The 15,103-nt window shown below is 71.3% G+C and carries 13 protein-coding genes; 10 read left to right on the forward strand and 3 right to left on the reverse strand.

The window, feature by feature from the left end; translation table 11 throughout:
• Both P6897_RS01110 and P6897_RS01115 read left to right on the forward strand, forming a co-directional pair.
• Entirely contained in the window at positions 1-624 is a 624-nt protein-coding gene (locus tag P6897_RS01110) for a PadR family transcriptional regulator (RefSeq protein ID WP_282501834.1), read from the forward strand.
• Positions 621-2,111, forward strand: a complete 1,491-nt coding sequence (locus P6897_RS01115) for a DHA2 family efflux MFS transporter permease subunit (RefSeq protein ID WP_282501835.1) — start codon at positions 621-623, stop codon at positions 2,109-2,111. Before P6897_RS01110 ends, P6897_RS01115 begins: the two co-directional genes overlap by 4 nt.
• Positions 2,112-2,150: 39 nt before the next feature.
• Here P6897_RS01115 and purD read toward each other — a convergent pair whose 3' ends face one another.
• Positions 2,151-3,422, reverse strand: coding sequence for a phosphoribosylamine--glycine ligase (gene purD / locus P6897_RS01120; protein ID WP_282501836.1), 1,272 nt, complete (start codon positions 3,420-3,422; stop codon positions 2,151-2,153).
• 35 nt (positions 3,423-3,457) lie between these two features.
• Here purD and P6897_RS01125 point away from each other — a divergent pair, with 35 nt between their 5' ends.
• The 7 genes from P6897_RS01125 (at position 3,458) to P6897_RS01155 (ending at position 11,112) form a co-directional block, all read left to right on the forward strand.
• The gene (locus P6897_RS01125) at positions 3,458-3,826 is read left to right on the forward strand and encodes a sterol carrier family protein (RefSeq protein WP_274178110.1); all 369 of its coding nucleotides are present in this window, start codon (positions 3,458-3,460) and stop codon (positions 3,824-3,826) included.
• A 51-nt stretch (positions 3,827-3,877) separates the two neighbouring features.
• Positions 3,878-4,801 (forward strand): HtaA domain-containing protein, encoded by a 924-nt coding sequence (locus P6897_RS01130; RefSeq protein ID WP_282501837.1) that lies wholly within the window; start codon positions 3,878-3,880, stop codon positions 4,799-4,801.
• Positions 4,802-4,803: 2 nt separating this feature from the next.
• Entirely contained in the window at positions 4,804-5,907 is a 1,104-nt protein-coding gene (locus tag P6897_RS01135; RefSeq protein WP_282502620.1) for an ABC transporter substrate-binding protein, read from the forward strand.
• Positions 5,904-6,953, forward strand: coding sequence for an iron ABC transporter permease (locus P6897_RS01140; protein WP_282501838.1), 1,050 nt, complete (start codon positions 5,904-5,906; stop codon positions 6,951-6,953). Before P6897_RS01135 ends, P6897_RS01140 begins: the two co-directional genes overlap by 4 nt.
• A complete protein-coding gene (locus P6897_RS01145) occupies positions 6,950-7,735 on the forward strand; it encodes a heme ABC transporter ATP-binding protein (RefSeq protein ID WP_282501839.1) in 786 nt (261 codons plus the stop codon). Before P6897_RS01140 ends, P6897_RS01145 begins: the two co-directional genes overlap by 4 nt.
• 101 nt (positions 7,736-7,836) lie before the next feature.
• Positions 7,837-10,725: an HtaA domain-containing protein gene (locus tag P6897_RS01150; protein ID WP_282501840.1), complete on the forward strand. Its 2,889-nt coding sequence runs from the start codon at positions 7,837-7,839 to the stop codon at positions 10,723-10,725.
• Positions 10,726-10,788: 63 nt separating this feature from the next.
• Positions 10,789-11,112 (forward strand): potassium transporter Trk, encoded by a 324-nt coding sequence (locus tag P6897_RS01155; RefSeq protein WP_269266887.1) that lies wholly within the window; start codon positions 10,789-10,791, stop codon positions 11,110-11,112.
• 105 nt (positions 11,113-11,217) lie between these two features.
• On the opposite strand, the gene P6897_RS01160 is transcribed toward P6897_RS01155, so the two are convergent.
• Together P6897_RS01160 and nagE are read right to left on the reverse strand one after the other, a co-directional pair.
• Complete coding sequence (locus P6897_RS01160; RefSeq protein ID WP_269266888.1) at positions 11,218-11,829, reverse strand: zinc-binding alcohol dehydrogenase; 612 nt, start codon at positions 11,827-11,829, stop codon at positions 11,218-11,220.
• 73 nt (positions 11,830-11,902) lie between these two features.
• Positions 11,903-13,825: an N-acetylglucosamine-specific PTS transporter subunit IIBC gene (gene nagE / locus P6897_RS01165; protein WP_282501841.1), complete on the reverse strand. Its 1,923-nt coding sequence runs from the start codon at positions 13,823-13,825 to the stop codon at positions 11,903-11,905.
• A 98-nt stretch (positions 13,826-13,923) separates the two neighbouring features.
• Here nagE and P6897_RS01170 point away from each other — a divergent pair, with 98 nt between their 5' ends.
• Entirely contained in the window at positions 13,924-15,069 is a 1,146-nt protein-coding gene (locus P6897_RS01170) for an ROK family transcriptional regulator (protein WP_064955170.1), read from the forward strand.
• The last annotated feature ends 34 nt before the right edge of the window (positions 15,070-15,103 follow it).

Raw genomic sequence — 15,103 nt, forward strand, 5'->3', positions numbered from 1 at the left:
ATGCCGGATGCCGTCGATCGCCTCACCCCGCTGGGGTTGATGCTGCTCGCGCTGCTGCACGAGGACGACATGCACGCGTATGAGATGGTCCGTCTGCTGCGCGAACGGAAGGCCGACCGCCTCGTCGCCCTGACGCACGGGACGATCTACCACACCGTCGCGCGTCTCGAGCGGCAGGGCCTCATCGATGACGTCGGCACCGATCGCGACGGCAACCGTCCGGAGCGGACGACGTACACGCTCACGGACGCCGGCGCCGACATGATGACCGCGTGGGTGCGGCGCGAGCTCCCCGCCGTCGACCGCCCCGAGCGTTTCCGCGTCGCGCTGGCCGAATCGCACAACCTCGAGCGCGCCGAAGTGGTGGCGCTCCTCAGCGAGCGGAGGGACGCCTTGGCGGCATCCCTCGAGGCGCACCGCCAGGCGCGCGACCATGCGATCGAGCGCGGCTCGTATCCCCAGTTCTGGATCGAGGTGCACCGCGAGACGGCTCTGCTGTCGGCGGATGTCGCCTGGCTCGACGAAGCGGTCGAGTACATCCGTCGTCCCGACACCGTGTGGGGGGTCACCGACCTCGCCGCGACCGACCGCTACCTGGCACAGAGAGAAGCCGCCCGCGCATGAGCGAGAGAACCAGCACCGTCCGCGCCCCCGAAGGCGCCGCCCCCGCCGTCAACCCGTGGCCCGCCCTGTGGGCGATGGTCATCGGGTTCTTCATGATCCTCGTCGACACCACGATCGTCTCGGTCGCGAACCCGGCGATCAAGGCCGCGCTCGACCCGTCGACCGGCAACCTCGACAACGTGGTGTGGGTCACCTCGTCGTACCTGCTCGCCTACGCAGTGCCCCTGCTGGTCACGGGCCGCCTCGGCGACCGATTCGGGCCGAAGAACATCTACCTGATCGGGCTCGCGATCTTCACGATCGCCTCGCTCGCCTGCGGGCTCTCGGGCTCGCTCGCCGTGCTCGTGATCGCGCGCGCCGTGCAGGGTCTCGGCGCCGCCCTCATGACCCCGCAGACGATGGCCGTCATCACCCGCACCTTCCCCGCCGAGCGCCGGGGCGCGGCCATGGGCCTGTGGGGTGCGACCGCCGGTGTCGCGACCCTCGTCGGACCGCTCGCGGGCGGCCTTCTCGTCGACGGTTTCGGCTGGGAGTGGATCTTCTTCGTCAACATCCCCGTCGGTGTCGTGGCATTCGTCCTGGCGTGGCGCCTGGTGCCGCAGCTCGAGACGCACCCGCACCGCTTCGATGTCGTGGGCGTCGTGCTGAGCGCGATCGGGCTCTTCCTCATCGTCTTCGGCCTGCAGGAGGGCGAGCACTACGACTGGGCTGCCGGCATCTGGGCGATGATCGGGGCCGGTATCGTCGTCATGGCGGTGTTCGTCTGGACGCAGGGACGGACGAAGAGCGAGCCCCTCGTGCCGCTCGAGCTCTTCCTCGACCGCAACTTCGCGATCTCGAACCTCGCGATCGCCGCGGTGGGCTTCACCGTGACGAGCATGGCGCTGCCGATGGCGTTCTTCACGCAGCTCGCGCGCGGGCTCACCCCGACGCAGTCGGCGCTGCTGCTCGTACCGATGGCGGTTCTCTCGGGCGCGCTCGCACCGCTGGCCGGCCGCATCCTCGACCGCGTCGACCCGCGCCTGCTGCTCGTCCCCGGCCTGACGCTGATGGTCCTGGGCCTCGTCGGCTACGCGCTGCTCATGAACACCGAGGCGCCCGTCCTGCTGCTGCTCATCCCCGCCGCGATCATCGGCGTCGCCAACGCCGGCATGTGGGGTCCGCTCGCCACGACGGCGACCCGCAACCTGCCGCCGCGTCAGGCAGGGGCCGGCTCGGGCATCTACAACACGACCCGCACGGTCGGCTCGGTGATCGGCTCGGCGGCGATCGCGGCCTACATGCAGTCGCGGCTGACGGCGAACCTGCCGGGTGCCGGGGATGCCGCGGGCGGCGACTTCGGCGGCGGCGGCGCGATGCCTCCCGCGATCGCCGAGGGCTTCTCCGCCGCGATGGCGCAGGCCATGATCCTGCCGGCGATCGTCATCGGGGTCGCCGTGATCGTCGTGATCTTCCTCAAGCGCCCCGCCCACCTCGTCCGGCGCTGACCCCGGCCGCGACCGAACGGGACCGCCCGCGTTGTGGATTCAGTCCGCGACGCGGGCGGCGATGTCGGTGCGGTGGTGCGAGCCGTCGAGGCTGATCTCGGACAGCGCGCGATAGGCGCGGTCACGGGCCTCGGCGAAGTCGGTGCCGCGCGCGACGACGTTCAGCACGCGCCCGCCGGTGGCGACGAGCCCGTCGACCGTCTCGGCGGTCGCGGCATGCGCGAGGTGCACGCCCTCGACGGATGCCGCGGCGTCGAGCCCCGTGAGCGCCCGGCCGGTCACCGGGTTCTCGGGGTAGCCCTCGCTCGCGAGCACGACCGTGACGGCGGCGTCGCCCGAGAACGTCGGCTCGGGCTCGGACTCGAGGCGCCCGCTCGCCGCGGCCATCAGCAGCTCCGAGAGCGGCGAGGTCAGCCGCGCGAGCACGACCTGCGTCTCGGGGTCGCCGAACCGCGCGTTGAACTCGATCACCTTGATGCCCGACTCGGTGAGGATGAGGCCCGCGTAGAGGAGGCCGATGAACGGCGTGCCCTCGGTGTCGAGGTGGCGGATGACGGGCTCGGCCACGTCGCGCGTGACCTCGGCGACGAACTCGGCCTCGCTGCCGAACCGGTCGGCGAGCCAGGGGAGCGGCGAGTAGGCGCCCATGCCCCCGGTGTTCGGGCCGGCGTCGCCGTCGTAGGCGCGCTTGTAGTCCTGCGCGGGGCTGAGGGCTCGGACGGTGTCGCCGTCCGAGACGAAGAAGAGCGACACCTCGGGGCCGGCGAGGAACTCCTCGATCAGCACCGGGCCGCTCGCGAGGTAGATGTCGGCGTGGGCGAGCGCCGCGTCACGGTCATCGGTGACGATGACGCCCTTGCCGGCAGCGAGACCGTCGGCCTTGACCACGTGGGGGGCGCCGAGCTCGTCGAGCGCGGCCTCGACCTCGGCGCGGCTCCGCGCGCGCACCGCCCGACCGGTGGGCACACCGGCCTCGTCCATCACGCGCTTCGCGAAGGCCTTCGACCCTTCGAGCTGCGCGGCGACCTTTCCGGGCCCGAAGACGGGGATGCCGCGTTCCCGCAGTGCATCGGCGACACCGGCGATGAGCGGGGCCTCCGGGCCGACGATGACGAGGTCGACGTTGGCGCTGCCGGCGAACTCGGTCACCGCGACCGGGTCATTCTGGTCGAGGCCCGGGACGATCTCGGCATCGCGCGCGATGCCGGCGTTGCCGGGGGCCGCGAGCAGGTCGTGACCTGCGCCTTCCGCGGCGAGAGCGAGGATGATGGCGTGCTCGCGCGCGCCCGAGCCGAGGACCAGGATCTTCACCCGGCCAGCCTACCGACCGGGCTAGCGTGGAACCCATGGCCCGCAGCATCCTCACCGCCGATGGCCGCGCCGCGCTCGCCGCGGTCGCCGCCGCCGACGCGTCCGGCGAGAAACCTGCGCGCACCGACCTGGCGACGGCCGTGCGCTACCTGTTGCAGCTGCTCGTCGAGAAGGCGCCCGGCAACTCGGTCGAGATGCGCGTGCCGCCCTTCGGTGCCGTGCAGGTCGTCGAGGGTCCGCGACACACGCGCGGCACTCCTCCCAACGTCGTCGAGACGGATGCCGCGACCTGGATCGCCCTCGCCCTCGGCGAGCTGGCCTGGGCGGATGCCGCCACCGCGGGCCGGCTCAGAGCGTCGGGCACCCGCGCCGACCTCGGAGCGCTGCTGCCGCTGCGGCCCTGACGCCGACTCCGGTAAGGTTAGGCAAGCCTGACCTTACCTCTGGAGTCTGCTGTGCGCTCTTCCCTTCTGTCCCGGGCGCCCCTCGGGGTGCTCGCCGCTGCGTCGATCGTCCTCGGTGTCGCGAGCCCCGCCCTCGCGATCGGCGACGCCGCGCCCGTCGAGCAGCGGACCGCCGCGACCTCGCCGGCCGCCTGCGACATCACCGACGCGACCATCACGTGGGGCTTCAAGGAGTCGTTCCGCTCGTACATCTCCGGCTCCATCGCAAAGGGTGCGTGGGAGCCGTTCGGCGGCGTGGGTTACGAGACGCCCGCGTTCACCTGGACCGGTGGCACGGGCAGCTACGACCCGGCGACCGGTACCGGCTCGATCGCCTTCCCCGGCGGCATCCGGTTCACCGGGCACGGCGGCCTGCTCGACTCGACGGCGCAGAACGTCACGCTCGAGATCGCGCCGGCGGCGGGGCGTGTTCTCGTCGACCTCGCCGGAGTCTCGATGGAGAGCGCGCTCGCCGGCGACGACACCGTCGTCACGACACCCCAGGTGCCGTTCGTGACCGTCGACCTGGCGGGTCTGGAGAGCACGGTCTCGGGCGAGGCCCTCACCCTCGCCGCGACGGATGCCGCCACCGCGATCACCGACGAGGGGTACGCCGCCTTCGGCAACTACGAGACGGGCACCGCCTTCGACCCGCTCTCGTTCACCGCGAGCGGGGTGTGCGCGGCTGCTACCCCGACGGCCGAGCCGTCGCCCGTCGTCGACGCGTCTCCCGCCGCGGATGCGGCAGAGGCGGGCGACGACGAGAGCGGATCGAGCGGTGCCCTCCCCGTCGCGCTCATCGCCGCGATCGGCGGCGCGCTCGTCGCGACGATCGGCGGGTCGACCGCAGCGGTCGTCGCCTCGCGTCGCAAGCAGCGGAAGGTGCGTGCCGGCGGCGGGCCCGCCGATCACGCCGACGACGGGCCGGCCGCGTGAAGATGCGGCGACTCCTCGTCGCGGCGCTCGCCGCTGCGGCCCTGTCGCTCAGCGCCTGCGCTCCGGCTGCGACGTCTCACGGCGAGGCCGCGGGCCAGGTCGTGATCGACCGACCCCCGCTGAGCGAATTGGCGCCGGTGACCGACCCGCGCTCGCTCGAGGGCCCCTCGACCGCCGTCCTCGCCGACGCTGCGGTCGAGCCGGTCGTGACGGATCCCACCCAGAGCCTGCCCGTCACCGTGACCTCGCACGATCTCACCGGCGACGTCGAGGTGACGGTGACGGACACCTCGCGCATCATCGCGATGGACCTCTCCGGTTCGCTGGCCGCGACCGTCTGGGGCCTGGGCCTCGGCGGCGAGCTCGTCGGCCGCGACGTCTCGACGACGTTCCCCGGTGCGGCGGACCTGCCGGTTGTCACGGGCAACGGCCACACGGTCAACGCCGAGTCGATCATCGGCCTCGCCCCCACGCTGGTCATCACCGACGGCAGCATCGGGCCGGTCGACGTCGTGCAGCAGCTGCGGGATGTCGGCATCACGGTCGTGTTCGTCGAGCGTTCGGCGTCGTTCGACGGCGCCGCCGACCTGGCGCGCTCGGTCGGCGAGGTGCTCGGCGTCGCCGAGGCGCGAGAGCAGCTCGCTCAGCGGATCGTGAGCGAGGTCGACGAGACGCGTGCGCAGATCGCCGCGCTCGCACCGGAGGCCGCGAGCGAGCGTCTGCGAATGGTCTTCCTCTACCTGCGCGGCACCGCGGGTGTCTACTACCTGTTCGGGTCCGAGTCCGGTGCCGACCAGCTCATCACCGCCCTCGGCGGGGTCGACGTCGCCGGCGAGCTCGGCTGGAGCGGGATGCAGCCCCTCAACGACGAAGCCATGGTCGCCGCCGACCCCGACCTCATCCTCGTGATGACCGCCGGGCTCGAATCGGTCGGCGGCGTCGATGGCCTGCTCGCCGACAAGCCCGCGATCGCGCTGACCGCAGCCGGCCAGCATCGCCGCTTCGTCGACATGGCGGACGGGCAGATCCTGTCGTTCGGGCCGCGCAGTGCGGGGGTGCTCGATGCGCTGGCACGCGCTGTCTACGCGCCCGATCCCGCCTCGTGAGCGGGCGTGCCGCTGGGCGCCGCGCAGTCCTCGTCGGGTCCGTGACCGCGGCGTTGCTCGCGGTGGGCGTCGTGCTGTCGGCCGGACTCGGTCAGCTGCCGGTCGGCCCCGCCGAGGTCGTCGGGTCGTTGCTCCGCGCCATCGGCATGCCCAGCTCGTGGGCGCCGACCGAGCCGCTGATCGAGCAGACGCTGTGGCAGATCCGGTTCCCCCGTGTCGCGATGTCGCTGCTCGTCGGCGCGCTGCTGGCGGTCGCCGGTGCCGTCATGCAGGCGATCTTCGCCAACCCGCTCGCCGAGCCGGGCGTCGTCGGCGTCTCGTCGGGCGCGGCCGTCGGCGCGGCCGCCGCGATCACGCTCGGCGTCTCGTTCCTCGGCCCGTGGTCGATCGCGGTCTGCGCGTTCGCGGGCGGCCTCGTCGCGACCCTCGTGGTCTACGCCGCCGCACGCGCGCACGGGCGTACCGAGTCGATCACGCTCATTCTGACGGGCATCGCCGTCAACGCGTTCGCGGGTGCCGCGCTGGCACTGCTGATGTTCGTCGGCGACACCGCGTCACGCGAGCAGATCGTGTTCTGGCAGCTCGGCTCGATGAACGGTTCGCGCTGGTCGGAGGTGGCGATCGTCGCGCTCGTCGGAGCGCTCGGCACAGCGGCATCCCTCGGTCTCGCACGCCGATTCGACCTTCTCGCGCTCGGTGATCGCACCGCCGCGCACCTCGGTGTGCGCGTCGAGGCGCTGCGGGTCGGGTCGATCGTCCTCGTCGCGCTCCTCACCGGCGTTGCGGTCGCGTTCGTCGGCATCATCGCGTTCGTCGGTCTCGTCGTGCCCCACATCATCCGCATGCTGGTTGGGCCGGCGCACCGCGGGCTCATCGCCCTCTCGGCGCTCGGCGGCGGCGTCGTGCTCGTCTACGCCGATCTCCTGGCGCGGACCATCGTCGTCTCTGCAGACCTGCCGATCGGCATCCTCACGTCGCTCGTGGGCGGACCGTTCTTCTTCTGGCTCATCCGCCGCACCCGCCGCACCGCCGGGGGCTGGTCGTGACGGGCGTGGCCGTCGAGGTGCGGCATGCGAGCTTGCGGTTGGGTGAGGCGACGATCCTCGACGACGTGACGACGGATGTCGGCTACGGTCGGCTGCTCGCTCTCGTGGGGCCCAACGGCGCCGGAAAGTCGAGCCTGCTCTCCCTGCTGACGGGCGACCGTGCACCCACCTCGGGGGATGTCCGTCTCGACGGACGCCGGGTGAGCGAGTGGTCGGCCCGCAACCTGTCGCGGCGGCGGTCCGTGCTGCTGCAGTCGAACCAGGTGGCGTTCTCGTTCACGGCGGGGCAGGTCGTCGCGATCGGGCGGACGCCCTGGATCGGCACCGAGCAGGCGGCCCTCGACGATGCGCGTATCGCCGAAGCGGTCGAGCGAGCGGATGTCGCACACCTGCTCCATCGCGCCTACCCGTCGCTCTCGGGTGGCGAGAAGGCGCGTGTCTCGCTGGCTCGAGTACTCGCGCAGGACACCCCCGTCGTGCTGCTCGATGAGCCGACCGCGGCCCTCGACCTCCGGCACCAGGAAGAGGTCCTCCGCGTCGCGCGGCGGCTCGCGCGGGATGGGCGCGCGGTGGTCGTGGTGCTGCACGACCTGTCGCTCGCCGCGGCATATGCCGACGAGGTCGCGATGATCGACGGCGGCCGGCTCGTCGCTCGGGGGAACCCGCGCGACGTGTTGACCGCGGACCGGGTCGAGGCCGTCTACGGCACCCCGGTGCGCGTGCTCGACGACCCCGACACCGGCCGTCCGGTCATCCTGCCGCGCCGTCACGCCGAGCGATGACTGTCAGGGAGTTCACAAACTTCGATTAGGTAAGGCTAAGCTAACTCTCATCGCGTGCCCGACGCGCGAGCTTCACCTGCATCGAGATTCGGAGGGTTCCCATGCTGAGAACCAGGAGGGCGGCGCTGCAGCGTCCGCTCGCGAGCGTGCTGACCGGCGCGCTCGTCGCCATGGCCGCCGTCGTCGGCGTCGCCGCGCCGGCAACGGCCGCCGGCCCCACCCTGACGACGTCGACCACCGTCGTCGCGAACGAGAAGATCACGGTCGCCGTCACCGGCACCGGCTTCGAGGTCGCTCCCCAGTACCCGGGTCAGCCGAGCCGGCACGCCTACGTCGCCCTCGTCGAGAAGGGCGACCTGACGGTCGACCAGGCGACCACGCCCAACGCCTCGCTCGACGTCTCCGCCGCGGGCGAGATCACCGGAAGCCTCGAGCAGATCGCGAGCGAGCTCGATCGCACGAAGGCCTACGAGGTCATCTCGTGGCCGTCTCGTTCGTTCCCCACCGAGGCGAACCTCCTCGCCCGCGCCGACGTCTCGATCGACTGGGCCGCGCTCTTCCCGGTCGTCGCCGAGTCGACCACGACGACCCTGTCGGCCTCACCCGATGGAACGGCCGTCGAGGGCGCCGACGTCACCCTGACGGCGACGGTCTCGCCGGCGGCATCCGGGTCGGTCTCGTTCACGGCCGGTGACGCGTCGCTCGGCTCGGCTCCGGTCGACGGGGGCGTCGCGAGCATCGTCACCTCGTCGCTCGCCGTCGGCACGCACAGCATCGCGGCCGCGTTCACCCCGGCCGACGCCACGGCCTACTCCGCCTCGACCGCACCGGCGCTGAGCTACGCGGTCACCGCGAAGGCGAGCGAGCCCGAGACTCCGGCGCGGGTGCCCACGCTCACGCTCTCGAAGTCGACGGGGCTCGACCCCGCGGGCGAGGAGATCACCGTCACGGGCACGGGCTACGACCCGGCTCAGCCGATCTACCTCACGACGTGCACCGACCGCCCGCTCGCCGAGGTCGACTTCGCCTTCATCGCGGCGGGATGCACGAGAGGCGCGAAGCTCGTCACCTCGAACCCCACCACGGCGACGATGGTGAAGTTCGCGGAGGACGGTTCGTTCGAGACCACGCTGACGGTCGCGCCGAAGGGCGAGACGACGGCGGTCTACACGATCGCCGATCACACCGGCATGACCAACCGCACGCAGGACGCGAAGGCCGTGGTGTCGTTCGCGGCCACGACGCCGGCCGAGCCGCTCCCCGCCCCCACCCTCACGGTCACGCCGAACACGGATGTCGACCCGAGCGGTGCCACGCTGACCGTCGAGGGACGCAACTACCGCCAGAGCGAGGTCGGCGCCGGCTTCGCGCTGCGCTTCGGCTGGGTCGCCGAGACCTGGAAGCCCACCGACGGTGCCGCGGATGCCGCGCGCCCGTCGGTCTCATACGTCCGCGTGTCGGGCGATCCGACCGGCGACGCCAACCTCCCGTGGACCGAGAACGCCGATGGCACGGTCGACTTCACGTGGACCGTCCGGGTCGATGAGAAGTCCGCGAACGAGAAGCGCCCCGGCGACGACTACCGCCTCGGCGTCTTCACCTTCGGCAACGAGAAGTCGCAGGGTCTGCAGCCCGACAACGAGCTCTTCGTCCCGGTGACGTGGGCCGAGGTCGCGCCGCAGCCCGAGCCGACGAAGAGCCCGAGAATCACGGTCACCCCGAACGCCGACCTCGACCCGGCCGTGGCCAACACGCTCACGGTCGCGGGCAGCGGTTTCGTCGGCGACAGCGCCGTCAACGGCGCGTACGTCGGCTTCGGCGAGAAGTCGCTCTGGGCCGGGGCAGGGCCCCTGCCCGCCGAGGGCTGGGTGCAGCTGGCCTGGGTGCGCCCGGGCTCGATCGTCGGTGGTGCCTTCACCGTCGAGCTGACGATTCCCGCGGGCTCGCTCGACCCGACGAAGAGCTACCACGTCGCCACATCCGCGGCGCACGAGCTGTCGATGACCGACCGGACGCTCGACGCCTTCGCCGACGTCACCGTCGCGGTGCCGACGGCCCCGTTCGTCGCGTTCGCGGGCTCGGCTACGGTCGCCCAGGGTGGCGTGCTCGAGTTCACCGGCGGCGGCTTCGCGCCCGGTGACGTCGTGACGGCCGTCGCGCATTCCGAGCCGGTCACCATCGGCACGGCGACGGCGGATGCCGGCGGACGCGTGTCGTTCTCGTGGGCGGTTCCCGCCGGGTTCGCGACGGGCGACCACACGCTCGAGCTCAGCGTCGGCGGCGTCGTCGCGGCATCCGCACCCTTCCGGGTCACGGCTGCCGCTGTCGCCGCAGCCGTCGAGTCGCCGGCCGCACCGTCGTGCGTCGCCCGGTCGGTCTCGGGAGCGACGATCGACTGGGGTGTGAAGGAGTCGTACCGCTCGTACATCACGGGCCCGATCGCCAAGGGAGAGATCTCCGGCGGCTGGGGCACCGGCTCGGGTGCGTACAGCCCCGAGAACGATCGCGGTCGTGTCAGCTTCGGCGGCTCGGTGCACTACACCGGCCACAGCGGTCTGCTCGACATGACCCTGTCGAACCCGCGCGTGCAGATCACCGGCGCGAACATCGCCTCGCTGATCGTGAACGTGCAGTCCAAGGGATACAACGGGTCGCCCGACGTGAACGCGAGCGGCGTCGTCTTCGCGACGCTCTCGCTGCCCGCCGCCACGACGACGGCGAATCGGATCAGCTGGACAGGCGCATCGGCCACGCTGACGGCCGCGGGGGCCGAGGCCTTCGCCGGCTTCTACTCGGCGGGTGAGGCGCTCGACCCGGTGAGCATCACGTTCCCGCTCGGCGCCAAGGTGCCGTGCGACGCATCGACCGACGCGACCCTCGCCGCGACCGGTGGACAGGCGCCCGTCGACACCCTGTGGCTGGGTGCCGGGATGCTGCTGATCGGCGCGCTCGCCGTGTCGTTCACGCGTCGTCGCCGCAGCGCGCTCTGACGACTCGCTGAGCCCTCTCGTCGCACCGCCCGGGCATCGCTCGGGCGGTGCGACAATGGAGTCATGGCTGAGGAGATCACCGAACGGGTCGAGTCGGCGCGCGTGCGTCGCGTGCCCAAGTACAGCGTGTTCCTCCTGCTCGGGGCCGCTGCGGGAATCATCGTGGCGTTGGCCCTGACGTTCGGCATCCCGGATGAGGGAGTCAGCACCAACACCGGCCTGCAGTACTCCGCGGGTCAGGTCTTCGGCTTCATCGCGCTCGGCGCCATCCCGGCGTGCATGGCGATCGCGGGCGTCATCGCCCTCGTGCTTGACCGCGCCGCGCGTCGGCGCACGCGCGAGGTGCGTATCCTGCACGAGCGCGTCCGCACCGTCGACAACGCCTGACCCGGGTCAGGCGCACTTTCGCACGTCGGCCGCAGTTCGAACCGCGCCTCATTCACGCAAGTGCGCTTCACGCGCCGCGCACCACGGATGCGGGATCGCGCGAGGTCAGGCGATCTCGGCGATGATCGGCGCGATCGCGGCGTCGAAGGCCACGACGTCGCTGCGCAGACCGTCGGTGACGGCGATCGTGAGCGCGCCGATCCACCACACGCCGCGCTGGCTCAACGGCAGCACCTGCACGTTCAGCTCGAACGAGTGCGCCCGCCGGCCGATGCGGCGCTCGTGCTGGGCGAGCGCCCCGGCGTACGCGCGGTAGGCGACGGCGCCGGCGCCCGAAGAGCGCGCCGTGTAGCGGGCGTGCACGTCACGCGCGAAGGCGACCGCCTCGGCCGCATGCGGACGCATGGCGTGCTCGAGCTGTTCCAATCCCTCGGTGGGCAACGCGACGAGCGTGTCGAAACCCTCGACCAGGTCGAGCGGCACGGGGGAGGGATGCGCGAGCGGCTCGACCGTCATCTCCCAGTACGCTCGCCACTGCCGCTCGAGCTCGGCCTGCGTCTCGGGGTCGCGCTCGACGGGTGTCGGCTCGATCCCACGCAGGTGGGGCAGCTCATCCGGAGTGCGGATGCCGAGCACCTGACGCAGGTACAGCGCGACGATGACCGAGGGCGCGGCATCCTCCCGCACCACCCATTCGGGAGTCTTCGCCGCACTCATGGCGCCAGTTTAGAGCTGGGGTGGCGGGTCGCGGCCGGTGCCGAGGCGATGATGCCCGACACCGGCCGAGGTGTCACTCGAACTCGACCGTCGCGTGCTCGTTGTTCAGCACGATGACCGGCGTGATGGGGGAGTAGCCCGCGCCGCGGATGACGCCCGTGTCGATGCGGAGCAACGGATGTCCCGCGTGCACGCCCTCACCCTGCTGGACGAGCGCCTGGAACCCACGGCCCTTGAGGTCGACGGTGTCGATGCCCACGTGGATCAGCAGCTCGGTGCCGTCGTCGAGGGTCATCCCCACGGCGTGCCCCGTGGGGAACACCGTGGTCACGGTCCCGTCGGCGGGCGCGACGACGGTGTCGCCGGTCGGATCGATCGCGAGGCCCGGGCCCATCGTCCCCTGCGAGAACATCGGGTCGGGAACCTCCGCGAGCGGCACGACCCTGCCCGCGACGGGCTGACGCAGTCGGACGATCGCGGGAGCGGTGGTCGTCACGGCGCCCGCGCCTTGCGGCGCCGAGGATGCCGCGGGCGGCTCGACCTCGCGGCCGGCGAGCACGTCGTCCATCGCATCCTTCACGAACTGCACGTTGAGTCCGTAGACCACCTGCACCGACTTGGCGCCGGAGATCATGGTGCCCGCGGCGCCGGCGCGCTTGAGCGCGTCGCTGTCGACGCGCGACGTGTCGGCCACCTCGAGGCGGAGGCGGGTCGCGCAGTTGTCGAGCTGGACGATGTTGTCCTTGCCGCCGAGGCCCGCGATCATCTTCTCCGCGGTGGGGCCGTAGCCCGCGTCGCGGTTGATTCCCGGGCCGATGTCGGCTGCAAGCTCGTCGTCGTCTTCACGGCCCGGAGTCTTCAGCCGGAACTTCAGGATGAGGAACCGGAACACCACGAAGTAGACCGCGAACCAGAACAGGCCCATGATCGGGATCATCCAGGGGTTCTGAGCCAGCGGGTTCATCCAGCCGAGCACCAGGTCGATGAAGCCCGCCGAGAAGCCGAAGCCCATGCGGGTCGGGAGCAGCGCGGCGATGAAGACCGAGATGCCGGTGAAGACGGCGTGGACGAGGTACAGCCACGGCGCGAGGAACATGAAGGTGAACTCGAGCGGTTCGGTGACGCCGACGAAGAACGAGGCGACGGCGGCTGAGAGGAGGATGCCCGACACCATCTTCTTGCGCTTGGTCTTGGCGGTGACGTACATCGCCAGGGCGGCGCCGGGCAGACCGAACATCATGATCGGGAAGAAGCCGGTCATGTACTGACCGGTCACCCCGAAGACGCCGTCGCCGTTGGAGCCGGCGAGGAAGTTGTTGAGGTCGTTGATGCCGGCGACGTCGAACCAGAAGACCGAGTTCAGAGCGTGGTGCAGCCCGAGCGGGATCAGGAGGCGGTTGAAGAAGCCGTAGAGCCCTGCGCCGACGGGGCCGAGGGTCGAGATCCACTCGCCGAAGATGACCAGGCCCGTGTAGACGATGGGCCAGACGAAGAACAGCACCGCGGCGACGACGAGCGAGATGCCGGCCGTGACGATCGCCACGGAGCGCTTTCCCGAGAAGAAGGACAGCGCGTCCGGGAGCCTGACGTCCTTGAACCGGTTGTAGGCCCACGCGCCGATGAGGCCGCAGATGATGCCGACGAAGACGTTCTTGATGTTGGTGAACGCGGGATCGACGTCGGCGACGTCGGCGATGCCGAAGAACTGAGCGACGGTGGCAGGGGCGAGGAGCGTCGTGACGGTGAGCCACGAGACGAGACCCGCCAGAGCGGAAGTGCCATCCGACTTGTTGGCCATGCCGATCGAGATGCCGATGGCGAAGAGGAGCGCCATGTTGTCGAGGATCGCGCCGCCGGCTGCGAGGAGGAACGTCGAGACGATGTTCTCGCCGGCAGCGGCGTCGATCCAGTTGCCGATGCCCATGAGGATGGCGGCGACGGGAAGCACGGCGACCGGCAGCATGATCGACCGGCCGAGTCGTTGGAAGAATTTCACGGGTCACTCCGATGTGCGCGAGGGAACGGGGTTCTGACAGTATTGGTTAAGAACGTTTCCGAATTATTTCTCGGGAACTGTACTCGATCGGGGAACGTATGACTACGACGTCAGCGGAAGGCGCTGCTTCGCCGAGGGCGCGCGGCCGCCGCATCCGTCCCGAGGACGCGCGCAGCAACAACCGTCGCCTCGTCCTGCAGGCGCTCCACCGAGAGGAAGGGCTGTCGCGCGCCGACATCGCGCGTGCGACCGGACTCTCGCGCGTGACGATCTCCGATCTGGTCGGTGAGCTCGTCGACGAGCAGCTCGTCGTCGAGAGCGGCCGCGGACACCGGTCGGGGCCTGGCGCGCCCTCCCGGGCCCTCGCGCTGGCGAGGTCGTCGCGCAACGTGGTCGCCGTGTCGATCTCGAGCGGCGACACGATCGAGGGCGCCGTCGTCGACCTCGGGGGAACCGTCATCGCGCGCGAGGTCGTCGAGCGCGGCGGGTCGACCGGCGCCGAGGCGCTCGCCGTGCTCGGTGACCTCATCGACCGGCTGGTCCGCACGGCTGAGGCCCCGATCCTCGGGATCGGCGTCTCGACACCGGGCGTCGTCGACGGCGCGGGCGTCGTCCGCGAGTCGTCGCATCTGGACTGGCACGACGTCGCGCTCCGCGGCATCCTGTTCGACCGCACCGGTCTGCCGGTCTCGGTCACCAACGGGCTCAACGCCGCGGGCATGGGCGAGCTGAGCTTCGGCAAGGTCGATCACGATCTGCTGCTCGTCCGGATCGGCGCCGGCGTCGGAGCCGCCGCGATCGTGAACGGCGCGGTCGTCCACGGACGCAACTGGGCCGCGGGCGAGATCGGCCACGTCGTCGTGACGGAGGGCGAGGGCCCCGTCTGCGCGTGCGGCCGCACCGGATGCCTCGAGGCCTGGCTGTCGGTGCCGAAGCTCGAGGCTCGGCTCGCAGCGGCGCCCGACGCCGAGGCCGCTCTGCACGTTCGCCGCGAGGCGGGGCGGTGCCTCGGCATCGCGCTGTCACCGCTCGTCGCGACGCTCGGGCTGACGGACGTCGTGCTGAGCGGACCGGCCGAGCTGATCGAGGGGGCGCTCATCGACGCCGCGAGCGAAGCCATCGCAGCTCGCGTGCTGCCGATCCTCTTCGACGACCTGACCGTGCGCCTCGCCGAGACCCACGGCGACCTCCGACTGCGGGGAGCCGCAGCCCTCGTGCTGTCGGAGACCCTCGGGCTCGCCTGAGCCGAGCCCCGGCATCCGCCCTCCCGACCGAACC

The sequence above is a fragment of the Microbacterium sp. BDGP8 genome, from assembly GCF_029991045.1.
Classification (GTDB): domain Bacteria; phylum Actinomycetota; class Actinomycetes; order Actinomycetales; family Microbacteriaceae; genus Microbacterium; species Microbacterium plantarum.